This window comes from Arthrobacter sp. 9V, assembly GCF_902506065.1.
Lineage (GTDB): Bacteria > Actinomycetota > Actinomycetes > Actinomycetales > Micrococcaceae > Arthrobacter.
In genome coordinates, this window is record NZ_LR732912.1 from 2,898,254 (window position 1) to 2,922,772 (window position 24,519).

At 61.6% G+C, this 24,519-nt stretch carries 20 protein-coding genes; 4 read left to right on the top strand and 16 right to left on the bottom strand.

Annotated features, from left to right (window positions below; all coding sequences use genetic code 11):
* Positions 1 to 4: 4 nt before the first annotated feature.
* The 15 genes from ftsZ to dinB form a co-directional block, all read right to left on the bottom strand.
* Positions 5 to 1,225, bottom strand: a complete 1,221-nt coding sequence (gene ftsZ / locus BACI9J_RS13350; RefSeq protein ID WP_141284800.1) for a cell division protein FtsZ — start codon at positions 1,223 to 1,225, stop codon at positions 5 to 7.
* A gap of 216 nt (positions 1,226 to 1,441) precedes the next feature.
* On the bottom strand, positions 1,442 to 2,371 hold the full coding sequence (locus BACI9J_RS13355) for an FtsQ-type POTRA domain-containing protein (protein WP_159734808.1): 930 nt from the start codon (positions 2,369 to 2,371) through the stop codon (positions 1,442 to 1,444).
* Positions 2,364 to 3,734: a UDP-N-acetylmuramate--L-alanine ligase gene (gene murC / locus BACI9J_RS13360; protein ID WP_159734809.1), complete on the bottom strand. Its 1,371-nt coding sequence runs from the start codon at positions 3,732 to 3,734 to the stop codon at positions 2,364 to 2,366. Before murC ends, BACI9J_RS13355 begins: the two co-directional genes overlap by 8 nt.
* Entirely contained in the window at positions 3,731 to 4,849 is a 1,119-nt protein-coding gene (gene murG, locus BACI9J_RS13365; RefSeq protein WP_159734810.1) for an undecaprenyldiphospho-muramoylpentapeptide beta-N-acetylglucosaminyltransferase, read from the bottom strand. Before murG ends, murC begins: the two co-directional genes overlap by 4 nt.
* A 6-nt stretch (positions 4,850 to 4,855) precedes the next feature.
* Positions 4,856 to 6,157, bottom strand: coding sequence for a putative lipid II flippase FtsW (gene ftsW, locus BACI9J_RS13370; protein WP_159734811.1), 1,302 nt, complete (start codon positions 6,155 to 6,157; stop codon positions 4,856 to 4,858).
* A gap of 2 nt (positions 6,158 to 6,159) precedes the next feature.
* Complete coding sequence (gene murD, locus BACI9J_RS13375) at positions 6,160 to 7,749, bottom strand: UDP-N-acetylmuramoyl-L-alanine--D-glutamate ligase (protein WP_159734812.1); 1,590 nt, start codon at positions 7,747 to 7,749, stop codon at positions 6,160 to 6,162.
* On the bottom strand, positions 7,731 to 8,840 hold the full coding sequence (mraY, locus tag BACI9J_RS13380; protein ID WP_159734813.1) for a phospho-N-acetylmuramoyl-pentapeptide-transferase: 1,110 nt from the start codon (positions 8,838 to 8,840) through the stop codon (positions 7,731 to 7,733). Before mraY ends, murD begins: the two co-directional genes overlap by 19 nt.
* Positions 8,837 to 10,327, bottom strand: coding sequence for a UDP-N-acetylmuramoyl-tripeptide--D-alanyl-D-alanine ligase (locus BACI9J_RS13385; protein ID WP_159734814.1), 1,491 nt, complete (start codon positions 10,325 to 10,327; stop codon positions 8,837 to 8,839). The genes mraY and BACI9J_RS13385 overlap by 4 nt, the downstream gene beginning before the upstream one ends.
* A 6-nt stretch (positions 10,328 to 10,333) precedes the next feature.
* On the bottom strand, positions 10,334 to 11,980 hold the full coding sequence (locus BACI9J_RS13390) for a UDP-N-acetylmuramoyl-L-alanyl-D-glutamate--2,6-diaminopimelate ligase (protein WP_159734815.1): 1,647 nt from the start codon (positions 11,978 to 11,980) through the stop codon (positions 10,334 to 10,336).
* A 102-nt stretch (positions 11,981 to 12,082) separates the two neighbouring features.
* Positions 12,083 to 13,879: a peptidoglycan D,D-transpeptidase FtsI family protein gene (locus BACI9J_RS13395; protein ID WP_159734816.1), complete on the bottom strand. Its 1,797-nt coding sequence runs from the start codon at positions 13,877 to 13,879 to the stop codon at positions 12,083 to 12,085.
* A 42-nt stretch (positions 13,880 to 13,921) separates the two neighbouring features.
* Complete coding sequence (locus BACI9J_RS13400; protein WP_159734817.1) at positions 13,922 to 14,581, bottom strand: hypothetical protein; 660 nt, start codon at positions 14,579 to 14,581, stop codon at positions 13,922 to 13,924.
* Positions 14,578 to 15,576, bottom strand: coding sequence for a 16S rRNA (cytosine(1402)-N(4))-methyltransferase RsmH (gene rsmH, locus BACI9J_RS13405; RefSeq protein ID WP_159734818.1), 999 nt, complete (start codon positions 15,574 to 15,576; stop codon positions 14,578 to 14,580). Before rsmH ends, BACI9J_RS13400 begins: the two co-directional genes overlap by 4 nt.
* A gap of 167 nt (positions 15,577 to 15,743) precedes the next feature.
* On the bottom strand, positions 15,744 to 16,175 hold the full coding sequence (mraZ, locus tag BACI9J_RS13410) for a division/cell wall cluster transcriptional repressor MraZ (protein WP_144652803.1): 432 nt from the start codon (positions 16,173 to 16,175) through the stop codon (positions 15,744 to 15,746).
* Positions 16,176 to 16,603: 428 nt separating this feature from the next.
* Positions 16,604 to 16,972 carry a DUF3040 domain-containing protein gene (locus tag BACI9J_RS13415; RefSeq protein WP_159734819.1) on the bottom strand — a complete coding sequence of 123 codons (369 nt, stop codon included), beginning with the start codon at positions 16,970 to 16,972 and terminating at the stop codon, positions 16,604 to 16,606.
* 238 nt (positions 16,973 to 17,210) lie between these two features.
* Positions 17,211 to 18,473: a DNA polymerase IV gene (gene dinB / locus BACI9J_RS13420; protein WP_159734820.1), complete on the bottom strand. Its 1,263-nt coding sequence runs from the start codon at positions 18,471 to 18,473 to the stop codon at positions 17,211 to 17,213.
* A gap of 72 nt (positions 18,474 to 18,545) precedes the next feature.
* Here dinB and BACI9J_RS24780 point away from each other — a divergent pair, with 72 nt between their 5' ends.
* Complete coding sequence (locus tag BACI9J_RS24780; RefSeq protein ID WP_159734821.1) at positions 18,546 to 19,124, top strand: hypothetical protein; 579 nt, start codon at positions 18,546 to 18,548, stop codon at positions 19,122 to 19,124.
* A complete protein-coding gene (locus BACI9J_RS13430) occupies positions 19,121 to 20,215 on the top strand; it encodes a polyprenyl synthetase family protein (protein ID WP_159734822.1) in 1,095 nt (364 codons plus the stop codon). Before BACI9J_RS24780 ends, BACI9J_RS13430 begins: the two co-directional genes overlap by 4 nt.
* A gap of 175 nt (positions 20,216 to 20,390) precedes the next feature.
* Here BACI9J_RS13430 and BACI9J_RS13435 read toward each other — a convergent pair whose 3' ends face one another.
* On the bottom strand, positions 20,391 to 20,744 hold the full coding sequence (locus BACI9J_RS13435; protein WP_159734823.1) for an Rv2175c family DNA-binding protein: 354 nt from the start codon (positions 20,742 to 20,744) through the stop codon (positions 20,391 to 20,393).
* Between the two features lie 256 nt (positions 20,745 to 21,000).
* Between BACI9J_RS13435 and BACI9J_RS13440 the strand changes: the two genes are divergently transcribed.
* Together BACI9J_RS13440 and pknB are read left to right on the top strand one after the other, a co-directional pair.
* Entirely contained in the window at positions 21,001 to 22,347 is a 1,347-nt protein-coding gene (locus BACI9J_RS13440; RefSeq protein ID WP_159734824.1) for a LysM peptidoglycan-binding domain-containing protein, read from the top strand.
* A gap of 75 nt (positions 22,348 to 22,422) precedes the next feature.
* The gene (gene pknB / locus BACI9J_RS13445) at positions 22,423 to 24,489 is read left to right on the top strand and encodes a Stk1 family PASTA domain-containing Ser/Thr kinase (RefSeq protein WP_159734825.1); all 2,067 of its coding nucleotides are present in this window, start codon (positions 22,423 to 22,425) and stop codon (positions 24,487 to 24,489) included.
* Positions 24,490 to 24,519 lie beyond the last annotated feature (30 nt).

Here is a 24,519-nt window from a genome sequence, read left to right on the forward strand (position 1 = left end):
CGGCTTACTTCAGGAAGTCAGGAACGTCGAGATCGTCCGAGCGGCTGCCCGAAAGGTCGGGTTCAACCACTGCAGGAAGATCGACGTCGAAGCCGGAGTCAGCGGGCAGAGCGGACGGGCGCTGCTGCCCCCAGTTGCTCAAGCCTGCGGCACCAATACCTGCCGTAGCGTGCTGGGGAGCGGCAGCGTTGGACGGTGCACTGCTCGGAGCAGCCGGGCGATCCGAAGGCACCGGGTTCTGGGCCGGACGCGACTGGTCCATGGAAGGCGAGGTGGCCTTGACGTCGTCGAAGCCGGCGGCGATGACGGTCACGCGTGCTTCATCTCCCAAGGCATCATCAATAACGGCACCGAAGATGATGTTCGCTTCCGGGTGGGCAACTTCCTGAACAAGGCGGGCTGCCTCGTTGATTTCGAAGAGGCCAAGATCCGAACCACCCTGGATGGAAAGCAGGACACCGTGGGCGCCGTCGATGGACGCCTCCAGGAGCGGGGAGGCGATGGCCAGTTCCGCAGCCTTGACGGCGCGGTCTTCACCACGGGCGGAACCGATACCCATCAGGGCAGATCCTGCACCCTGCATGACGGACTTGACGTCAGCGAAGTCAAGGTTGATCAGACCCGGAGTGGTGATGAGGTCAGTGATGCCCTGAACACCGGACAGGAGGACCTGATCCGCGGAACGGAAGGCATCCAGGACGGAGACGTTGCGGTCGCTAATGGACAGGAGGCGATCGTTGGGGATGACGATCAGGGTGTCCACTTCGTCGCGGAGGGCATCAATGCCGGCTTCGGCAGAGCCTGCACGGCGTCGGCCTTCGAAGGTGAACGGACGGGTCACGACGCCAATGGTCAGCGCACCGAGGGAGCGGGCGATGCGCGCGACCACGGGAGCGCCACCGGTTCCGGTGCCGCCGCCCTCGCCTGCGGTGACGAAGACCATGTCAGCGCCGCGGAGAACTTCTTCGATCTCGTCGGCGTGGTCTTCTGCTGCCTGCTTGCCGACCTCGGGGTTTGCCCCGGCGCCGAGGCCGCGGGTGAGTTCACGCCCGACGTCGAGCTTGACGTCTGCGTCGCTCATGAGCAGCGCCTGCGCGTCGGTATTGATGGCGATGAACTCGACGCCCCGAAGGCCGACCTCGATCATACGGTTGACTGCGTTCACGCCACCGCCGCCGATGCCGACGACCTTGATGACGGCCAAGTAATTCTGCGGTGCTGCCACGTTTCGTGCCCCTTGCTTGTGTCCTATAGCGAAACTGATCGAGTCCAACTTGAATACTTGGACCTTAACCCTCTAGTTGAAGGTTATAGTTATGTCAAGTAACTCTACTGCGACGGTATTTCCTCTGGTTCCCACATGCAATCTCCGCTTGCGCGTGTCGTGTGATTGCCGTGAAATAAGGCCACCATCGGCTGCAGGTTACGTTCTCAATATTGCTTATTTCGTGAATGGATGCCTGGGAACGCTGACGTCGTAGACATTGACCGGGACCTTTGGATCCGCCGGCATCCTGAGCAGCGCTTCAAGTGCCTTTGCCTTCAGCTCCCTGTCCTCGGCATTGCCCCACACTACCGTCTTTCCGTCCACCAGTTTCAGCTCCACGGCGTCCGGTGATGCTGCAGAGGCAGTGGACATCCTGGCAAGGATGTCTGCGGGCAGGGTGTCCAGAACAGCGGCAATCGCCTTGAACAACTCTGTGTTGGTGGTGCCGACTCCGGCGTCTATCAACGGCAGTGCAACAGCGGCCAGGTCCTGCGTTGCGCCGAGCTGAACGCCGTCCACATCCACCATCACGTAGCTGTCCCCCTGCTTCAGCAGAGCCACGGGTACGCGCTCGTCCACGTGCACCAGCAACTCGGAGGGCGGCCGCGCTTCCATGGTGGCCGAACGGACCTGGACGAGTGGTTTCAGGAGTTCATTGATTTCCTGCTCGCTGACTTGCGGCAGCGGCTTGCCTTCGAGGCCGGCCAAGGCTTTTTGCACCGCATCGGGTGTGACCAACGACGTTCCGTCCACGGTGATGGTGCGGACTGCCAGTACCGGCGAAAATACGGCGCCTGCGATCAGGGATCCAACTACCACGGCCACTATGGAGAGCGTCCAGAGCAGGAGTCGTCGCTGACGCCGGTTCCTGGGCTCGGGAAAGGCAATAACGTTGTCAGCCTGCGACGACTTTCCGGCTTTCGGGGAGCCGGGGGCAGGCTTGGCTTTGCCTCCCGCTTTGTCGGTGACCGCCGAGGCTTTGACATCCGGTTCTACCGAACGCTGCGCACTAATGACCTCCACTGGGTCATTTCCCGGACGGCCTGCCGCATTCCGCCGAGGGTCCGTGGACGGTTTGAAGGTGGGCTTGCGGGTGCTAGCCATCCAATGCCGCCACGATGAGGGGCCCGTAGGCAGTGACGTCTCCGGCTCCGACCGTCAGGACGACGTCGCCTTCGCTTGCCGCGGCCGCAACGGCCTCCACGGCTTCATCAGCCGAAACCAGCCGTCCGTTCACCAAGTGATCGGTGATCAGCGTGCTTGATACCCCGGGAATCGGATCCTCGCGCGCAGGATAGATATCCAGGACCAACGCGGTGTCCGCCAGATCCAGGGCGTCGGCGAATTCCTTGGCGAACTCACGGGTCCGCGAAAACAGGTGCGGCTGGAAGAGGACATGTACCTTCTTGCCTGCTGCAACGGAACGAGCCGCCGATAATGCTGCGCGGACCTCCGTGGGGTGATGGGCGTAGTCATCGTAGACCCGTACTCCCCTCCCCTGGCCCTTGAGCTCAAAACGGCGGGATGCGCCCGTGAAGTGGCCCAGTGCCGCCGCGGCCGCGCCGGGTTCCACGCCGAGTTCGACGGCGACCGCGAAGGCAGCTGCCGCGTTCAGTGCGTTGTGCCGGCCGGGCACCTGCAGGTCCAGCCTGTGCACGTCCCCACTGACGGCAACCGAAACGTCACCCGGACCGCCGTCGTGAAGCCGGATATCTGCATCATCGGATGTTCCGTACGTCAGTACCCGTGTTGAACCCGCAGAAGCTGTGCGCTCTGCCAGAGCCCTGGCTCCGGCGTCGTCGGCACATGCCAGCAGCACGCCGTTGGCTGGCAGGAGCGCGGCAAAGTTATCAAAGGAAGCAAAAACGGCCTCCGGCGTACCGTAGTGATCCAAGTGATCGGCTTCGACGTTTGTGACCACGGCGATCAGCGGACGGTAGTTGAGGAACGACCCGTCGGATTCATCGGCCTCCGCCACAAAAATATCCGATTCCCCATGCGCTGCGTTGACACCGAGTGCGGGCACATTCGCGCCAATGGCAAAGGAGGGATCCATACCGGCTTCCTTCAGAAGGACGGCCACCATGGACGTGGTGGTGGATTTGCCGTGGGTACCCGCTACGGTCACAACCCGGTGGCCGGCCATGGTGGCAGCCAAAGCTTCGGAGCGGTGCAGTATGGGAAGCCCGGCCTCACGTGCCGCCACTAACTCCGGGTTATCCGCCCGGATGGCTGAACCAGCCACAACCGTTTGGGAATCGCCGAGGTTCCTGGCGTCGTAGCCCACTGCAATGCGGGCGCCTGCCAGGGCGAGGTCACGCATCACCGGCAGGTCTTTGACATCAGTGCCGCTGACCGGAACACCGCGCGAGACCATGATGCGCGCTACGGCGGACATGCCCACGCCGCCGATTCCGATGAAATGGACACGACCGAGGGACTCGAGCCGGGCGATGCTGGTGGTCATGCGGATACCGCTTCCAAGACAAGATCAGCCATCCGCTGATCGGCGTTTCTGATACCAAGGGCTTCGGAATTCCGAGCCATGTCCCTGAGCCTGCTACGGTCCGTCAGCAGCGGAATCAATTCACTCCGGAGCCATTCCGGGCTGAGGTCTTTGTCATCGATCATCAGCGCGCCGCCTGCCGCGACCAAGGGGGCTGCGTTCAACGCCTGCTCGCCATTTCCGATGGGCAAGGGTACAAAGACAGCGGGGACGCCCACTGCGGCTACCTCGCTGACAGTTCCAGCGCCGGCACGGGCGAGGATGACGTCGGCAGCGGCGTAGACGTTCTCCATGCCGTCCACGTACTCAACCTGCCGGTAACCCTCTGCGGTGAGAATGCCGCCGTCGTCATCCTTGACCGCTTTGCCCTTGCCTGTGATGTGGAGGGTCTCAATGCCGGCGGCCGCCAGTGCAGGCAGAGCGGCAGTGATGGCGCGGTTGATGCTCAAGGCCCCTGAGGAGCCACCCGTGACGATCAACGCGGGACGGTCGGGGTCCAAACCCAGCGCAGCCTTTGACGCAGGCGCAGCCTGGGTCCTGTCCAATTGCGAGATGGCCCGGCGCATGGGCATACCCACGTGTCGTGCGCCCCTCAAGCGGGTCCCGGCAAAGGCCACGGCAACATGCCTGCTGAACCGGGCACCGACGCGATTGGCCAGGCCGGCCTTCATGTTTGCCTCATGGATGACGATGGGGATCCGGAGTTTCCGGGCAGCGAGGTACATGGGCGTGCAGACGTACCCGCCCACCCCCACCAGAACGTCAGCGCGGGACTCCTCCAGGATGTGCCGGGCCTGCCGCACCGCGCCGCTCAACCGGGCGGGCAGTTTGACGAGGTCCGCTGACGGACGCCGCGGAAAGGGAACACGGTCAATGGTGGCCAGCTGGTACCCGGCCGCGGGGACCAACCGGGTTTCCATGCCCGACGGCGTTCCTACAGCCAGGATCGCGGCCTGCGGATGTTTTTCCTTGATGGCATCGGCAATGGCCAGAAGTGGGCTGACGTGACCGGCAGTCCCACCGCCGGCAAGGACGACGGATAAAGGCTTCGGCGCGTTTTCGGAATCAAAAGTCATGAAGTGCTAAGTACGCTTTCGTGCGGTCTTGGACATGAGGCGCGGGAAGAATCCTGAACGCTGTTGCGCCGGCAATTGGCCGCGGGCCAAAGACAACACTACGCCCACGCCGCAAAGGGACATGATCAGCGCCGAGCCGCCATAGGAGATGAAAGGAAGAGGCACCCCCACTACGGGAAGGAGTTGGGTGACTACGGCCATGTTCATGCTGGCCTGGCCGAGCAGCCAGACCATGATTCCACCAGCGAGGGTGCGTTGAAACGGGTCGGTCTGCCGCACCACGACGCGGAAGATGGCGATGCCAAGGATCGCGAACAGGACCAGGACCACGATGGTTCCCACAAGTCCCAGTTCCTCGCCGATGATGGCAAAGATGAAGTCGTTGTGTGCCTCCGGCAGCCAGTTGTACTTCTGCCGGCTTTGCCCCAGGCCCAAACCGGTCCAACTCCCCTGCGCAAGGCCATACATGCCGTTGGTGGATTGAAAATCGAAGTCGAACTGCTCAGTGCATTGCGTCGAGGCGGTCCCCAACCACGAGGTGATGCGGCAGATCCGGTTCTGGCTGCTGATGGTGGCAAGGACAGCACCCACAGTGCCCACGACGCCGGCAATGGCCAACATGCGTCCAGGGACCCCGGCGAAATACAGCCCGGCAGCCGTGATGGCCGCAATGACAATGACAGTACCGAGATCGTTGCCCAACATCACCAGGACAATAACGAGGCCCGCACCGGGAACGACGGGGATGATGACGTGCATCCAACGGTTGAGCAGTTTCTGCTTCCGTGCCAGAACCGCGGCGATCCACACGCAGAGGATCAGCTTGGCCATCTCGGAGGGCTGGAGGGTGATGCCCCCGATGTCGATCCAGTTCTTGTTGCCGTTGACTGTGTTGCCCATGACCTGGACCAACGCCAAAAGCACAATCACGGCCCCCAGCGCCCACCAGGAGAGTTTCTTCATCCAGTTCACGTTGGTCCGCGAAATCACGTACATGGCAATGAGTCCGACAACACCGAAGAGCGCCTGCTTGAGAGCGTCAGCGTACGGCGATTTGCCTTCGGAGATGGCTTCGACGCTTGAGGCGGACAACACCATCATGATCCCGATTGCCGTCAACGCGAGGGCACAGCCGAGGATCAGGTAGTAGGTGGAGCTGTTCGGTGCTTTGCTCTTGCCTTCAAGGCTGTCCCAAAAGCCACGCAAGTGCCTGCGGAGCCCTGTTGGGCGGTTGCCGTCGCCGGATCCCGGCTTGGGCTTCCCGTCCCGGGGTTCTTTACCGCGGGTGCGGGTGGGCGTGCTGACCATTGTTACTCCTTGGTGGTCGGTGCCTGCCCTTCCACAAGCTCGCGTACTGCCAGGATGAAGGCGTCGCCACGGTGAGCGTAGGAAGAGAACTGATCCATGGATGCAGCCGCCGGTGCCATCAGTACGGTGTCGCCAGGCGTTGCCACTTGGGCCGCCGAGGCCACGGCCCGGGCCATGATGGTTTCACCGTAGATCGGCGAAGCGGCGTCTCCGGCTGCGGTCTGCACTCCTTCAGTGTCGCCCTTCGAAGATGCGATCACGGGGACATCGGGTGCGTGTCGCTGGAGGGCGCCCTCCAATGCCTCGGTGTCAGTGCCTATGAGCACAACGGCTTTGATCCTTGGCGCGTGCTGTTTGACGAGGTCGTCGTAGTTAACGCCTTTGGACAAGCCGCCGGCAATCCACACCACCTTCTGAAAAGCCGAAAGGGCGGCGGACGCAGCGTGCGGGTTGGTCGCCTTGGAATCATTGATCCACAACACATCGTTATGGTTGGCCACCAGCTGAATGCGGTGGGCACCTGGAAGGTAGTTGGCAATTCCCTGTTTCACTGCTGCCGCATCAACGCCGTACGCACGGACCAGGGCAGCTGCCGCGAGGGCATTGGCCACCATGTGGCGGGGTGCCACTGGGCCGAGATCGGACATTGCAGCAAGCTCCGCGGCGGAGTCTTTGCGTTCGGCTATGAATGCCCGGTCAACGAGCAGACCATCCACGACGCCCACCATGCTGATGGCCGGAGTGTTGGTGGTGAAGCCGATCGCCCGGCAGCCCTCAACGACATCGGCGTTCTCCACCATGCGTTCAGTTTCAATCTGGTCGGCATTGTAGATCGCCGCTTTTTGGGTGTTCTCGTACACCTTGGCTTTGTCCGCGAGGTAGGAAGCATAGGAACCGTGCCAATCCACGTGGTCCTCTGCAACGTTCAAGCAGACACTGGCTACGGGAGAGAGCGAATGGCTCCAATGCAGCTGGAAGCTGGAGAGTTCCACAGCGAAGGCATCGTAATCCACCGGATCCCGGAGTGCGTCAAGAATCGGGGTGCCAACGTTTCCCACAGCTATTGCTTTGAGCCCTGCTGCCTGCAGCATGGATTCAGCCATACCCACCGTGGTGGTCTTGCCGTTGGTGCCGGTAATCGTCAACCAGTCCGCGGTCTTATGTCCTGCCCGCACCCTCAATCGCCACGCAAGCTCAACATCTCCCCAAACGGGGACATGCTTGCGCTTCGCAGCGGCAAGCAAGGCTTGGTCGGGGCGCCAACCGGGCGAAGTCACCACAAGGTCAGGCAAAGCTTCATCGATCAACGGGAGGACGGTAACGGCGTCCTCTCCCAGCAGCACATCAACAGCGCCCACAATCTTGAGGGTGTCGGCCTGGGCTTTGGCCTTGGCGCTGGTGGCGGCGTCAACCACCACCACCTTTGCGCCGAGTTCAATCAGGGTGTCCGCGGCTGCAAAGCCGGAGACACCAATGCCGGTGACCACAACGCGCAGACCAGCCCAGTCTGCATCCCAACTGGTGAGGGTGCTCAGCCTGTCGGTGTTGGACGAGGTCATGTCGGGGCTTTCGTTCACAGCAGCACCACCCATTCAGCGTAGAAAATTCCAAGACCCGCGGCAACGAAGAGGCCCGCGAGGATCCAGAAGCGGACCACAACGGTGACTTCTGCCCAGCCCTTCAATTCGAAGTGGTGTTGCAGGGGTGCCATCTTGAAGACACGTTTTCCGCCACTGAGCTTGAAGAAGCCCACTTGGATGATGACGGACAAAGTAATGAGAACGAAGAGCCCTCCAATGAAGGCGAGCAGAAGTTCGGTGCGCGACAGGATGGCGAAAGCCGCAACGGCACCGCCAATGGCCAACGAGCCCGTGTCACCCATGAAGATCTTGGCAGGTGAGGTATTCCACCAGAGGAATCCCACCAGGGCGGCACTGAGAATCGCGGCCAGCAGGGCAAGGTCCATGGGGTCGCGGACCTGATAGCAGCCACTGCCGGCTTCCCGGGGTGACCCACAAGCCTGGTTGTTCTGCCAAATCCCCATGATGGTGTAGGCACCGAAGACCATAATGGACGCTCCGGCGGCCAATCCATCCAAGCCATCGGTGAGGTTAACGCCGTTGGTGGCTGCGGTGATGATCAAGTTGGACCACAGCACAAAGAGGATGGCGCCCACCACTGTGCCGCCAAATGCGAGGTCCAGCCACGGGATATCGCGCACCAGGGAAATCTGGGTGGAAGCCGGACGAAGACCGTCCTCATTGGGGAACTGCAGGACCAGCACTGCAAAGATGATCCCCACAGCCGCCTGCAGGATCAGCTTGGCCCGTGCGTTGAGGCCCAGGCTGCGTTTGTTGGAGATCTTGATGAAATCGTCGAGGAAACCCACAAAGCCCATACCCACCATGAGGAAGAGCAGCAGCAGTCCCGAGGCAGAAGGGCCTGCGGAGTCCGGATTCATCATCCACATGATCAGGTGCGTCACAAAGTAACTGATGAGCACGGCAGCCACCACTACGGTTCCGCCCATGGTGGGAGTGCCGCGCTTTGTGTGGTGGGACGTGGGCCCATCGTCCCGGATGAATTGTCCGTAGCTCTTGGCCACAAGGAACTTGATGAACAGGGGTGTCCCGATCAGGGCCACCAGAAGGGCGACGCCGGCGCCGATCAAAAGTGCAATCACAGCAGCTCGTTCCCTTCGCTTGCGGCAGCTTCATCCGCGCTTTCTCCGGTGGGCTCGGCCCGTGGAGGTAATGCTATCCGATCACCCAAATGCCGTAGTCCCACGCCGTTGGAGGACTTGAAGAGCACAAGGTCTCCGGGTTCCAGCTCATTTTGGAGAAGCTCATAGGCTTCTTCCATTGTCTCCGTGAAGGAACACTCATCCCCCCAGGAGCCTTCCTGGATGGCGGAGACGTAAAGCGCACGCGCCTCACGTCCCACCACCACCAAACGGGAAATGTTCAGGCGCACCACTTGGGTGCCCACTGCGGTGTGCTCACGGATGGAGTCCTCGCCCAGTTCGAGCATGGCTCCAAGGACGGCCCACGTCCTTCTGCCTTGTCCCAGGTCCGCCAATGTTCGAAGGGCGGCCCGCATGGATTCGGGGTTGGCGTTGTAAGCGTCGTTGATGATGGTAACGCCGTCTTCACGTTCCGTCCGCTCCATCCGCCATCGGCTGGCCGCTGACTGGGAACTGAGCGAAGATGCGATGTCAGCGGCCGGGATGCCGGCGGCGAACGCGGCGGCGGCTGCTGCCAACAGATTGGTGACGTGGTGGCCACCGATCAGGCGGCTTCGCACCTGAACTGAGGGACCGCCGTCGGGCAGCACCAAATCAAAATCAGGGAAGCCTTGATCGTTGACCACAACGTTGCGCGCTTCCACCTCTTCGGTGGTAGCAGGCGAGGCCGTGAACCCCAGCACCTTGGCCTTGGTTCGGGTGCGCATGGCAGCAACGCGGCCGTCATCGAGGTTGATCACGGCCGTACCGTGCTCGCCCAGGGCTTCCACCAGTTCGCCCTTGGTCTTGGCAATGTTCTCCACGCCGCCGAACTCACCGGCATGCGCCGTGCCAACCACCAGAACCACGCCGATGTCCGGCTTGACCATTTCTGCCAGGTACTTGATGTGTCCCAGTCCGGTAGCCCCCATCTCGATCACCAGGAAGCGGGTACCGGCGTCTGCGGCAAAGACAGTCAGCGGGACGCCCACCTCGCCGTTGTACGAGCCCTGCGGAGCCACCGTGGCACCGGCGGTGGAAAGCACACCTGCAAGCAGGTCCTTGGTGGTGGTTTTGCCGGCGGAACCGGTGATGCCCACCACCGTAAAGTCTTCACCGCGGCTCTGACGCTCAGCACGGATGCGGCTGACGGACTCGGCTGCCAGCGCACCCATGGCCAACACCGCGTCTTCAACCACGACGGCGGGATATGGGCGGCCGTCGGCGTCGGCCACTTCACGTTCGGCCAGAACCAGGACGGCACCGCGTTCGAAAGCGGCGTCAACGAAGTCATGTCCATCGGCATGCTCGCCGGGTTTGGCAACATACAAGGATCCGGGCGTCGCTTCCCGGGAATCAGTGACGACGGAAGTGGGCACGATCACCGGATCTCCGGTCAATCGGCCATGGGTGATGTCGGCGATCTCCGCCGCAGTAAGTGCAATCATCTCGGTTTAGGACTCTATCCGCTGGTCCGTTGAAACGCTGAATCCCTTGGATGTCAAGGCGGCCCGCAATTCCACTCTGTCGTCCAGTGCAAGATTCACGCCCTTGACCTCTTGCCAGACCTCGTGGCCACGCCCGGCAATGAGAATGGTGTCTTCGCTGGTGGCCTTGTCCACCGCCAGTCGGATGGCAGCATCCCGGGGGTAGGACTCAATAATTTCGCTGTCCAAGTTCTCCGAATCCCTTGCAGCGTAGGCGCCCTGGAGGACTTCAGCACGGATTGCGGCTGCGTCTTCGTCGTGGGGATCGTCGTCGCTGATGATCACGACGTCGGCCAGGCGGGCGGCGATTGCGCCCATGGTGGGGCGTTTACCTTGGTCGCGCTGGCCTGTTGCTCCGAAGACCACAATGACCCGGGATCCCTCTTTGGGCGAGCGAACGGCTTCCAAGGCACGGGACAAAGCGTCAGGATTGTGGGCAAAATCAACAACCGACGCCGGCTCTGTGGAAACGAGCTGCATGCGCCCGGGAACTGCCACGGTGAAGGGGTCATGCGCATCCAAGGCTGCCTGTAGCGCGACTTCGTCCACCCCGGACGCCAGCACCATAAGGGTGGCCAAGGCTGCGTTGGCAACGTTGAAGTCGCCCGGCAGGCCGGTGTGAACGCGGAGGCTGGCCCCGCTGGCATGTCGGAGTTCGAATTCCGAGCCCAGTCCACGCGTCGTAACGGAGGCAACCTTCCAGTCGGCCTCGGCACTGCCTGCATCAAGGGGCTTGGTGGCCAGGGTGGTCACCGGGATGTCGGCCGTCCCGGCCAGCTGGCGGCCCCACTGGTCGTCAACCGTGACCACAGCGCGCCTGGCTCTTCCGGGAGTGAAAAGTTCGGCCTTGGTTCGGAAGTACTCGTCCATGCTGCCATGGAGGTCCAGGTGGTCCTGGGTCAGATTGGTGAATCCAGCGACGTCGAACATCACCCCGTCCACACGGTGGAACGAGATCGCGTGGGAGGAGACCTCCATGGAGGCTGCGTCCAGGCCCCGTTCGCGCATCAGGGCCAGCAAGGCGTGGACATCCGTGGACTCCGGCGTGGTGAGGAGGCTGGGGATCGGCTGCCCTCCTGCAAGAATCTCGATGGTCCCGATCAGCCCAGGCTTCTTGTCCAAGGCATTCAGCAGGGAGTTGATGAAATAGGTGGTGGTGGTCTTTCCGTTGGTACCGGTGACCCCGAACAGCGCAGGGAACCCTCCCTCGGCGGGCTGGCTGCGGTAAATCAGCGCGGCCAAGCGTCCGACGGCGGTCCGCGGCTCGGCAACAATGAGTACCGGCACGGGCTGCTCACCTGCCAGCGCAAGCTGCCGTGCACCGGCGTCGTCCGTGACAACGGCAACCGCCCCTGCCTCGATTGCCTGCGGAACAAAGTCCGCACCGTGGCGGGAGGCCCCCGGCAGGGCCATATAAAGGTCGCCGGCTTCGACGGCCCGCGAGTTCAGGGTGATACCGGTCACTCCCCTGTCCCGGCTGGCGTCGGGGACGGCCACACCGAGTGTTTCCGCGATGATGGCCAACGGCACTGCAGCCACGGATGCGGGACGAAAGCCTGTGTGGCCGGCATCCGGCGTCGTGGCGTTGGTAGCTGCCTCATAGTGCTCTGACACGTGGTTCTCCGTTGGTGCTCGTGGAACGACCGGCTGGGGGCCAGCGGCGCCCGGTCCGTAACTGATGGATCGATATTTGGCCGAAACAGACGCCCAAGAAGCTTACTTGACGAACTGCGGCAACCGCGCGGGCGTTCCGGTGGATGGTGCCACGTTGTAGGTCCGCAGGACCTGTGACATCACGGACCGGAACACGGGACCGTTGGTGACGCCATAGATGTTTCCCTTGGGCCGCTGCAGCACAACTTCCACAATGAACCTGGGGTCATCCATGGGTGCCATGCCCACCATGGAGGCCGTGAAGCCGTCAAACCCTGGCAGCCCATCCTCGCGGGGTGCCTGCGAGGTTCCCGTCTTGGCTCCTACGCGGTAGCCGTCAATGGCTGCATCCTTGATCTGGCCCTCGGTCACGGCGCTTTCCAGGATGTCCCGGACCTGCTGGGCAGTCTCCTTGGAGACCACCTGGCGTGAGTCCTTGGCGGGAACTTTTTGTTCCTCGCCTTCAGGAGTGATGTAGCTGTCAATGAGTCTTGGCTGCAGCATCACGCCATCGTTGGCAATGCTTTGGAACGCGCGCACGGTCTGGAGAGTCGATTGGGAGACACCTTGGCCGAAGAGCACCGTGTACTGCTGGCGGTCATCCCACTGTTCAGGCTTGGCCAGGATGCCGGTGGCTTCCGCGGGCAGGCCGATGTCCGTCTGCTCACCGATGCCAAATTTTTTCAGCCAGTCGTACCGCTGCTCCTTGGTGAGCCGGCTGCCTGCCATCACTGTCCCTGTGTTCATTGACCATCCAAGGATTCCGGCGAGGGTCCGCTCTTCAGTGCCGTGCTCAAAGGCGTCGGTGAACGTCTGTCCATCAATGGTGTAGGCCGAGGGGATGGTGAAGTGGTCCAAGGGAAATGACTTCCCTTCCTCGATGACGGCAGCGGCGGTGATCATCTTTTGTACGGAACCGGGTTCGTAGGCGGCCGTCACGGACCTGACTCCGCGGTCCTTGGCATCAACTTTCCCTGGGTCGTTGGGGTCCGGCGAATTGGTATCTGCGAGGGCAATGAGGTTGCCGGTCTTGGTGTCCATCACAATGATGGAACCCCACTCGGCATTCATCTTGTTGACCTGGCTCTGGATGGCCTGCTGGGCAAAGTACTGGATGTCCGTGTTGAGGGTCAGCTTGACGTCGCTTCCATCAACGGCCGGGGTGAGCTCATCGGTCGCCACAGGAATCCTTAGTCCATCAGCACCGATTTCGAACACCCGCTTGCCTTCAACACCACGAAGAATCTCGTCCTGCGTTTGTTCTATCCCGGCTTGACCACTGGTTCCGTCCTTCAGGAACCCAACCACGCCGCCGGCGACGCTGCCGTTGGGATAAACGCGCTTGCTGACACCCTCGGCGCTCAGTCCCGGGATGTAGAGCTTGGAAATCCGGTCTTCAAGCTCCGGCTTCACGTCCTTTGCCACCGTGAAGTACTTCTTCTCTCCGGTCAATGACTCGCGGATGGTGCTTTCATTAGCCCCCAGAAGCCGGGCGAGGTCGGCAATCCCCTGATCACGGGTGATCTCGTCCAACTTCTCAGTTTTTTCATTGAAGCGGTGGAAGGTTTGCGTACCGGTGTTGACTGTCTGGTCCACCACGATGTTGTAGCGGATAACACTACTGGCCAGGACTGTACCGTTGGCGTCCACGATCTGTCCCCGCTCAGCAGGGAGAACCTGGGGCCTGAGACGGCTTGCCAGGGCAGCCTCAGCCATCCCGCCCATGTCCAGGCCCTGGACCATGAAGAGCTTGCCGCCCACCACCAGAAGCAGGGTCAGCATGATGCCAAGGCCAACGCGCAACCGCTTTCTTGCCGCCGGCGTCTTCGTTTTTATCGATGTGCCGGGGTTCTTTGCCACGTTGATTCCTTGCTGCTGGCCCTGCTTCGGTGGTTTGACGATCTACTGCCCTGGTGCCTTTTGCATGGGTGCCGGTACCGATCCCCCATGAAGCTCAACAGGAGCGACGGCTGCTGGAGACGCAGGGGCTGCTGCCGGCGTGGACGGAGTGGCAGCCGGAGTGGCATCGGGCTTGCGGCTCTCCAGCGGATCCTTGGTAGTGACCGACGGAACCACATCAATCAAGCCCTCAACGGCCGGAGCAGCAAGCAGGGCACCGGGGTTATCCCCCTTGACCGCCGGTGAAGCCTTGCCCGTCACCGCCATGGTGTTCAGATCGATCTGACCCTTGACGGTCGAAGCAACCATTCCCAATTCTGCAGCCTTCGCCGCCAGGTTCTGCGGAGCTTCGTAGTTCTGCTTCTTCTGTGTCAGGTCCTGGTTTACCTTGTTCAGCGTGGCAGCTTCGGCTTTCAGCTGCACCAGCTGGTACTGGGCTGTGGACACGGAGATGTTCAACACCAGGACCGTCAGGAGTGCGGCCGCCATCGCTACAAAGCACAGGACCACGAATGGCGTCCTTCGCTTGCCTGGCGCACTGCGTACAACTGAGAGAGGAGTGCGTGCCTTGCGGGCAGTATCGGGCTTTCCTGCAGGGACCGGAAGCGCACGTGCGGCACTGCCCGCCGTGGAGGGCAAAGTCTTCGCTGCGGCGTTGCTCATGCGTCTCTCCTCTGTTTGATACGCTCCACTGCCCTCAACCGGGCAGACGCCGCGCGGGGATTTTCAGCGATTTCTGCTGCCGTGGGCACTTCCGTGCCTTTGGTGATGGTCTTCAATTCGGGTTTGTGCTCTTCAAGTTCCACCGGGAAGCCAAGTGGCGCCGACGATTTGGAACCTGATTGGAAAACTGACTTCACGATCTTGTCCTCCAGCGAGTGGTAGGACATCACCACGATCCGGCCACGCATGGCCGTGGCGGCCACAGCCGCCGGAACAGCGCGTTCCAGGACATCGAGTTCTTCATTGACCTCAATCCGCAAAGCTTGGAAGGTTCGCTTTGCGGGGTGTCCGCCACTCTTGGCTGCTGCGGCAGGGACAACGCTGCGGATCTGCTCTACGAGCTCTCCCGTAGTTGCAAAAGGTTTCTCCGCGCGCGCATTGACGATCCGGTTGGCGATCCGACCGGCAAACTTCTCTTCCCCCCACTTACGGATGATGCGCACCAATTCGTCTTCGGTGTAGTTGTTGACCACATCAGCTGCGGTCTGTCCGCGGCTGGTGTCCATCCGCATATCCAAGGGAGCGTCGTAGGAGTAAGCGAAGCCTCGCTCACGCTCATCCAACTGCAGGGAGGAGACCCCCAGATCCATCAGAATGCCATGGACTTCGGATATGCCGAGGTCCAGCAGAACGTCCTCAATCTCGTCATAGACTGCGTGAACCAGGTCCGTACGGCCGGAAAAGGGTTCCAAACGGGCGCCGGCCAAGGCCAATGCTTCCTCGTCGCGATCGATGCCCACAAGGTGAAGATCGGGGAAACGCTGGAGCATCGCCTCAGAGTGCCCACCCATTCCCAGCGTGGCGTCGATTGCAACGGGGGTTTCGCCGCGTTCTCTGGCGGCTTCAAAGCCGGGAGCGAGCAGGTTGATGCAGCGGTCTTTCAGGACGGGCACGTGGCGCTCCGATGTGGGCTTTGCCGCGTCCTGCTCTTCCACGCTGCCTCCTCTTTCCTCAATCGCTTGCCTGCTGATTCTTAAATCGGATCCCCATCCGCGCCTATCGGCCGCCGGCCTGGCTCAGGGGAAGTTGAGCCAGGAAGACAGTTCGATGGGCGGCTGGAGATCCCATTCAAGAAGCTGGACTGCGGCTTCTCCAACCGGGCTTAGATGAACCCGGGCAGATTGTCGTCATCCGTTTCCGAGAAGGCTGCTTCCTTCTCGTTGAGGTATTCATTCCAAGCTTCGGCGTCCCAGATCTCGGCCCGGGTACCGGCTCCAATGACCGCCAGTTCCCGACCAAGTCCTGCGTAAGCCCGGAGCGCCGGCGGAATCGTCACGCGTCCCTGCTTGTCAGGTACCTCATCAGAGGCTCCAGACAGGAAAACCCGAATGTAGTCACGTGCCTGCTTGGAAGACAGTGGCGCCTCCCGCATCGACTCGTGGATGCGCTCGAATTCTTTCTGGCTGAAGACGTAGATGCAGCGTTCCTGGCCCCTGGTGAGAACCAACCCATCGGCAAGCTCCTCGCGGAACTTGGCTGGAAGGATGATCCGGCCCTTTTCATCGAGACGCGGCGAGTGTGTACCCAGAAACACTGGCCCCACCGCCCCTCAATCAAGGTGCCCGCACATCCCCAACACTGCCACTACCCTCTAATGTTCTCCACTTTACTCCACAACGCCCCACAGTCAACGCAGCTGATGGCGTTTCTCCACCACTTTGAGAATCATCCGTCCTGAACTCACGCGGTTTATGGGTGGTGGTGGAAAGTGGAGGCCAGCGCGCCCGAGGAACAAGCTGCCCGCGTCCACCTGCCTGATTTCCTCCCGGGACCCCGGCATTTAGGGGATGCACCACAGCAGAAAGGAGGAAAGTGGAGAATTGGGTGGGAAGTGGAGGAAATGGCCCCTTAAACGCGAAAAGACCCGCAATGCGGGTCTTTCGTTATGTCCCCCGGGAACTTCAGGGGCATGGCCGACTTAGGAGAGGCCGGGTCCGCCGGCCGCTGATTCGAAGGGGACCGTCAGTTGTCGTCCCGACGACGTTCGTCCCATCGCTCTTCCAGGCTGCTCATGAACGAACTCTTAGGTTTACTCTTGCCAGGTTTTCCCTTGCCGGCTTTGCCGAAGGCCGATCCCCGCAACGTAGCGAAGTAGACGCCAGCACCCATGACAACGAAACCGAGGACACCCACAGGTATCGCCTGCAGTGATACGCCAACAAGCAGAAGAAGGATGCCTGCAATGGCGCCAAGCACACCTATGATCACATGGCGGGTAGACCAGCTGCGGATGGGATCCGAACCCATGGTGTTGGCAAACTTCGGATCGTCCTCATGAAGTTGCTTTTCAAGTTGCTCAAGCAGCTTCTGTTCATGCTCCGAGAGGGGCATCGCGACCTCCTTTAGTCAGCCAGCGTCTGGACATAACGCTTCCTGTGCGTCTGTTTCCACAACGATCGGACCAAGAAAATCGTTCCCGGAAATCCCCTCTTGGTTTAGCGGGCATCCCGGGGCCGACTGTTCAGGAAACAGTTTGTCCAGACGATCTAAATCTCTGTAATAAATAGGATAGTTTGTCGGACGCCGTTCTGAAAGACGCCGGGAGTCCTCCCGGGTAACCCTTCGGACATCAAGTGTCCGTGGCGGGCTTTCCGGGTTCCAGCAGCCGGGCCGGCAGAAGGGTTTTGGACCCGAAACGTTCGGAGACACGGTCCAGTGCCTGTTCGGCCGCCCGCCAGTTGTCGTCCCGCCGATCAAGGCTCAACTGCAGGGAGGTCTGACCCGCCGGCTCCAATTGCTCTGCACGAATCCCCACCAATCGAACGCTCATGGATCTCGCACCCAAGGAATCAAGGAGTTGCACGGCCACCTGGTAGATCAGTTGCGCGCTGTCCACGGGAGTCTGCACGGTGCGGCTGCGTGTGACCGTTGAGAAATCCGAGTACCGCAGCTTCAAGGCCACAGTCCTTGCCAGCATGCCTGAGCTCCTCAGCCGGATGGCCGTACGGTGCGAGAGCCGCAGCAGTTCCCTGTGCAGCAAGGCCTCGTCCGCGGTATCTACAGAGAATGTTTCCTCCGCTCCGATACTTTTCTCAAGCCTGGCCGGAGTCACGGGCCGCGGGTCAATACCCATGGACAAACGGTGGACATGCTCACCGCTGGCTCCCAGGACCTTTTTGAGCGACGCCAGAGGGGTTGCTGCGACGTCGGCGACCGTGCGGATACCCAGTCGGGACAACACCTCGGCTGTCTTTCCCCCCACACCCCACAAAGCCCCGACGGGGAGACCATGGAGGTAAGGGACGGAATCCTCGGCGTCGATCTGCAGGATTCCATCAGGCTTGCACCTGGTGGAGGCGATCTTGGCCACGAACTTGGTGCTGGCGATCCCCACCGATGCCGTGATGCCAAGTTCAGAGAGCACCCTGCGGCGAATGAGGTGTCCGATGTCCATCGGCGACCCAAGTCGACGAATTGCACCACTTACGTCCAGGAAGGCCTCGTCCACGCTCAGCGGCTCCACGAGGTCGGTGATGGAGGCGAAAATCTCCATCAGGCGGGCGGAGACCTCGTAATACTCTTTGTGCCTGGGGTTGATGATCACCGCCGACGGACACCGCCTCATGGCAATGGACATCGGCATGGCCGACTTCACACCCGTGGCCCGGGCCTCGTAGGAAGCGGACAACACCACAGAGCGTTCCGCAGGGAATCCCACAATGACCGGCTTGCCTCGAAGCTCGGGACGGCTCCGCAGCTCTACGGAGACAAAGAAGGCGTCCATATCCACGTGAAGTATGCTGGTTCGCCGCATTTCCCGCAGGGCGTCTTCAGCGCTGCGGGCGGGCCTGCTGCCTGCGCTTTGAGCGCCACCGAATGCTTCCTGACTCACATCGGCAATACTATGCCCGGGCTCTGACTAAACTGGAGGCACAGTCCGGCTCAGCCCCAGGAAGGATACCCTGTGAAGCTCTTTGGAACTCCTCAATCGCGAGGGTTTGCCCTGCTCGCAGTCAGTGTCGCCTTGGCGGCGTCAGCATGCACACCGTCACCCGGGGGTTCTGCATCGCCGTCCACACCAGGTACTGCTTCGGCGTCCACCCAGGCGACGCCAACGCCGTCATCCTCTGCGTCAGGGTCCACGGCCTCACCGGAAACCACCACTTTCACCGAGACACCCGCGCCGGCGCCGGATACCACTGCAACAGTCAACGCATTGGTACCGGGTTTTCCTGCGCAGCTCATCCCTGTCATGCCCAACACTTCCATCCGCTCAAGCAGCGTGGACAAGAGCGAGGCAGTAGCCACGGTGGCCCTGGTAGGAACCATCAAGGCGCCCCCGGAGGGTGTAGTGGACTACTACAAGACCTCAATGGAAGCCCAAGGCTTCAAACTTGTCCCGGGACCGTCAGCTGTTGGGAACGTCACATCCTTGGACTTCATACGCGGTGACGGCGAAACAGTGAATGTTTCCGTCAGGCAAAAGGAAGGCGTCTCAACGTTCACCATTGGTGCGAACGTGGCGGCCGGGTCCGTTAAGTGACGGCTGCAGCACAGGTCAGCTCGGAGCAGGCACAGTTCATCGGAAGTGTCTCCGGAAAATTGAACGGGTTCCTGTCTGCGCAACAGGAGCTGATGGCTACTGTTTCGCCTGACGTCGAGCCGCTCATTGGATCGATTTCGAATCTCGTCACCGGCGGTAAGCGCCTTCGGGCCCTCATGTGCTACTGGGGCTGGAGAGGTGCCGGCGGCCCTGCCGGGAACCCGGACATCATCACCGCCGGTTGCGCCCTGGAGCTCTTCCAGGCAGCCGCCCTGATTCACGACGACATCATTGACCGTTCCGACACCCGCCGCGGCGGTCCCAGCGTGCACAAGCGGTTCAGCCAGCTCCATGACGCCAATGGCTGGGCTTTGGACAGCGGGCGCTTCGGCGACGCAGCAGCCATCCTCACCGGCGACCTCTGCCTTTCCTTCAGCGAGGAGTCCTTTACCGAAATCGGCCCACGGGCAGCAGCCGGAAGTCCGGCACGGCGGATTTTCAATGTGATGCGGGCAGAAGTGATGGCAGGCCAGTATCTGGACATCCTGGAAGAAGTGGCCGGCCCTGTACGCGACCGGGCAGGATCTGTGGCGCGGGCGAAATCCATCATTCGTTACAAGTCGGCGAAGTACTCCACCGAGCACCCGTTGGCGTTGGGCGGGGCTCTGGCCGGTGCATCAGCGGGGCTGATGGAAGGTTACTCGGAATTCTCATTGCCGCTGGGCGAGGCATTCCAGATGCGGGATGACGTCCTGGGCGTCTTTGGGGATCCCGAAACCACCGGCAAGCCCGCCGGAGACGATCTCAGGGAAGGCAAGCGAACAGTGTTGGTTGGGTTTGCCATCAACCAAGCCCCCCGGGTGGAGGCAGATTACTTGGATCGCATGCTCGGCAACCCCCTCTTGATGGAGGAGGAGGTAGCTGAAATACGCCGAATCATCATTGAATGCGGCGCTTTGGAAGCTACGGAATCTTTGATCGGCGAGTTGAGCAACAGGGCCTTTGACGCCCTTGAACGCCTGCCCCTTGAGGATCTGCCGCTGTTGGCGTTGCGTCGGCTGGCTGAGGCCGCTGTCAGCCGCGCTGCATGACCCCGGGGCCTCCAGGACGGCCCAAATCCATGGCTCTTTTGTAGCCTCCCAAAGATGGTGGGAAGTTATTAACCGGCCCCTGGAGCACATACGTCGACGACGGCGGTGAGTCACCGCCGTCGTCCGCGTTTAATCCGGCTTCCGGTTGGGAAAGCCGGTTACCAGGCCAAAGAAGTTACCAAGCCAGAGACTGGGCGCGGCGCCTGATCTCGGTCTTACGCCCCTCGCGCAGGGCATCAATGGGACGCCCCCGCAATGACTCGTCCGGGGTGAAAAGCCAGATAATCAATTCTTCATCGGTGTAGCCGGCGTCGCTGAGAACCGCAATGGTTCCCTTCAAGCTGTCTACAACATGTCCGTCCTGGACAAAGAGGGCAGGAACTGAGCGGATGTTCCGCTCTCCCCGCCTGATGGCGACAAGTGCACGCTCATCCAGAAGACCGTGGACTTTGGTGATGGAAACTTCCAAAATTTCGGCGACATCCGGCAGCGGCAGCCAATCGGAAACAAGGCTTTCTACATTACTCACGGAACAAGGTTGCCACGCCGCCCCGCCCGGCGCCTAGCCGAAGTCCTAGGCCGCCATGCCCGGGACGCTCTGCAGCGCTCTTTTGTCCTCCTCAATTGTGGCTATTTGTTTGGTTTGACAGGAATTGTTGTGCTGATCGACTAAGTGTGAGAGATTCACACTGATCACATTTGCACCATTCATAACATGAGCAACATTGGTAACACTGACAACAGCGTTAACAATCGCTCCGCTGTTCGAGATGAGGACACATTTCATGACGACGCCCCGCTCGCCGAAACGAACCATGAGCATGCCGGTTATTGCGGCAACCACGGCTGCGCTTCCCGCCGTGGTTTTGTCATCGCTCGCCCTGGCCCAACCGTCCATGGCGGCACCGGCGCCGCAGCCGCGGAAGATTCCCGCCACGCTCGCCGCGGCCATGAAAGCGCAAGCGGTCAACGTGGGCACCGTCATTCCAGCCAATGCGGTTGCAGCCACCCTTCCTGCCGCGTTACGCCCCATGGCCCCGTCCGTTCCGGACACTTACACGATCGTCCGCGGAGACACCATCAGCGCGATCGCACGCCGCTTCAACTTGGACACTTCGGCCGTTCTGCAACTGAACAAGCTTTCTGCAACCACGCTGATCTACCCGGGACAGACCATCAAGCTCACGGGTACAGCCCCGGCAGCACCCGCGCAGCCGGCCCCGGCCGCACCGAGTGCACCCGGCGCCCCCACAAGCGCAACCGTGTACACCGTGGTCTCCGGCGACACCCTGGGCGCCATTGCAGCCAAGCACGGCGTTCCCTTGTCCAGCATCTTCAGCTGGAACGGGTTGAACGGAAGTTCCATCATCTACCCCGGCCAGAAGATCAAGGTCAGCGGCGGGTCCGCCCCATCGGCACCCACAGCACCGGCAGCCCCTGCGCCGGCTCCTGCCCCTTTGGCCGGCACAGGTTCCTACACCATCAAGGCGGGTGACACCCTGAGTTCCATCGCTTCGCGCCACGGTGTCTCCTTGGCTGCGTTGATGGCCGCCAACAACAACGTGACAGCCACCACCGTCATCTACCCCGGCCAGAAGCTCACCATCCCCGGCGCCGGCCTGCAGCCGGCGGGCGAAACCAAGCCACTGGTACCCAGCACTTTCCTGGGCTTCACTTACCCGCCTGCAGTTGTCACCTCCGCCAACGAGAACAAGGCCCTGCTCAACGCGTCTCCGGTGCCCACCCGGGCCGAAATGAAGAGCATTGTGGCGGACACAGCCCGGCGCATGGGAGTGAGCCCGTCCCTGGCTTTGGCCTTCGCCGAACAGGAGTCCGGCTTTGACCAACGCGCCGTTTCCCCGGCAAACGCCATTGGCACCATGCAGGTGATCCCCTCCTCCGGGCAGTGGGCATCCGATCTGGTGGGCCGGAAACTCAACCTCCTGGACCCTTACGACAATGCCACGGCAGGTGTTGCGATCATTCGTACACTCATTGCCACCAGCAAGGACCTGGACACGGCAATCGCCGGCTACTACCAGGGCCAGTATTCGGTCAGCAAGTACGGCATGTATGACGACACCAAGCGCTACGTCGAATCAATCAAGGCGCGTCAGCGCACCTTCGGCTAGACCTTCAACTGCACCTCGGAAGGGGCCCGCATCCCTCGTGGATTCGGGCCCCTTCCCTGCCTCGTTTAGGATCGTATGGTGCAAGAACCAACGCAGGACCACCTCATCGGGACCACCGTGGACGGCCGATACACGGTTCGTTCCCGCTTGGCGAGCGGCGGAATGTCCACCGTTTACCTGGCTACGGACCAGCGCCTTGAACGCGACGTGGCCCTCAAAGTCCTGCACCCGCACTTGGCGAACGACCCCACGTTCCTGCAGCGCCTGAGCCGGGAAGCCAAAGCTGCTGCGAGCCTCTCGCACCCCCACATCGTGGGCGTTCTTGACCAGGGCGAGGACCGCCATATTGCTTACCTGGTCATGGAGTACGTCAAGGGCCATACCCTTCGCGACACCCTTGACGAACAGGGCCCGTTGCCCCCGCGCCTTGCCCTGGCACTGATCGATCCTGTTATCGAGGGGCTGGCTGCCGCACACCGCGCCGGCTTGATCCACCGCGACGTCAAGCCGGAGAACGTCCTCATAGCAGACGACGGCCGGATCAAAGTGGGCGACTTCGGTTTGGCCCGGGCGATCTCTGCCAACACCAGCACCGGCGCCCTGATAGGCACAGTGGCCTATCTGGCTCCCGAGCTTGTGCTCGGCCAGCCCGCGGATGCCCGCAGCGACATCTACTCGGCAGGCATCATGCTCTATGAGATGTTGACGGGCAAGCAGCCCTACGCGGGAGACTCCCCCATCCAGGTCGCCTACCAGCACGTCAATGCCGTAGTGGGACGTCCTTCGGATGCTGCTCCGGGCCTTGCCGAGGACCTTGATGAGCTGGTGCAGTGGTGCACCGCGGTTGAGGCAGAGAACAGGCCGGTGGATGGTGCTGCACTGCTCACCGAACTCCGACACATCCGCACCACACTCTCAGACGAAGAACTGGACCATAGGCAGGCATCCTCCCGGCCGTCCGGCCAGCCCTTGGCCGCCGCAGCTGCCAAGGAACCAGTCACCTCCGGCAGCCACCCCACAGAAGCCCTAGCCACTACGGCCTCACCCACGGAGTTCATTTCCCACCAGAGCAACCCCACCACCGTCATGGCTGCAGGCGCCCCGGGCAGGACGCAGGCTGGCGCCGTCGTTCCGGTCAACCATCAGGACGGGCGCCCGGCAGGCAAGCGGGAGCTTAAGAGACTCGAACGGCAAGAAAACAAGGACCGTGCACGGGCCGCAGCCACGCCCAGCCGCCCTCTGCGCGAAGGCAACCCCCGCCGCCGCGGCATCATCTGGACCATTGTGATCATTATCCTTGCAACGCTCGCGGCATCTGCCGGCTGGTTCTTCGGGATGGGTCCCGGATCCCCGGGGACCGTGCCCGACGTCAAGAACAAGACCGTGGCCGAAGCACAGCAACTCCTCCGCACTGCTGGTTTCCAATCGGAACCGCGGGACGTTTTCGACGACGACATCCTTGCTGGCCTCGCCGTTGGGACCGAACCCGAATCCGGCGCCGAAGTCCGGAAGTTTCAACCCATCACGCTCTTCGTTTCCAAAGGTGCCCAGCTTTTCCCCCTGCCCGGTCTGGCCGGCAGCACTCTGGATCAAGCCAAGATTGCCTTGAATGCCGCCGAAATGGCTCTCGGCAACATCACTGAGGCTTACGACGACAAGGTTCCGGCCGGCGTCGTGCTTTCCCAGGACCCTGCCAAGGGCACCGAAGTGAGGCACGGAACCCCGGTCTCGTTAGTGGTCTCCAAAGGGCCACAACCCATCCCTGTGCCGGACGTGCGTGGACTGGCCCAGGATGCCGCGGTCAAAGCCCTTCAGGACGCCGGCCTCAAAGCCGTTATCGCTCCGGAGACCGTAAACGACAAGACAGTGCCCAAGGGAGCCGTGGTCTCCCAGTTGCCAGCCAACGGCACGTTGGTCCGGGGCGAAACCGTGACCCTCACGGTGTCCAAGGGGCCCAAGTTGATCAAGGTCCCCAGCTTCATCGGAAAGCAGGCCGCCGAAGCTGAACGGGAATTGAAAAAACTGGGGTTCAAAGTTGAAGTCAACAAGGTCCTGGGCGGCTTCTTCGGCACCGTCCGTGACCAGAGCCCCGTCAACGCGGAGGTACCTGAAGACTCAGTGGTGACCTTGACTGTTGTCTAACTCCTTTTAGCCACATAGCAAAGGCGCGGT

Bases quoted from the DNA above. Each gene is read 5' to 3' on its own strand.
- BACI9J_RS13355 (WP_159734808.1), bottom strand. From the start codon at position 2,371: ATGGCTAGCACCCGCAAGCCCACCTTCAAACCGTCCACGGACCCTCGG.
- murC (WP_159734809.1), bottom strand. From the start codon at position 3,734: ATGACCACCAGCATCGCCCGGCTCGAGTCCCTCGGTCGTGTCCATTTC.
- murG (WP_159734810.1), bottom strand. From the start codon at position 4,849: ATGACTTTTGATTCCGAAAACGCGCCGAAGCCTTTATCCGTCGTCCTT.
- ftsW (WP_159734811.1), bottom strand. From the start codon at position 6,157: ATGGTCAGCACGCCCACCCGCACCCGCGGTAAAGAACCCCGGGACGGG.
- murD (WP_159734812.1), bottom strand. From the start codon at position 7,749: ATGGGTGGTGCTGCTGTGAACGAAAGCCCCGACATGACCTCGTCCAAC.
- BACI9J_RS13385 (WP_159734814.1), bottom strand. From the start codon at position 10,327: ATGATTGCACTTACTGCGGCGGAGATCGCCGACATCACCCATGGCCGA.
- BACI9J_RS13400 (WP_159734817.1), bottom strand. From the start codon at position 14,581: ATGAGCAACGCCGCAGCGAAGACTTTGCCCTCCACGGCGGGCAGTGCC.
- BACI9J_RS13415 (WP_159734819.1), bottom strand. From the start codon at position 16,972: ATGCCCCTCTCGGAGCATGAACAGAAGCTGCTTGAGCAACTTGAAAAG.
- BACI9J_RS13440 (WP_159734824.1), top strand. From the start codon at position 21,001: ATGACGACGCCCCGCTCGCCGAAACGAACCATGAGCATGCCGGTTATT.
- pknB (WP_159734825.1), top strand. From the start codon at position 22,423: ATGGTGCAAGAACCAACGCAGGACCACCTCATCGGGACCACCGTGGAC.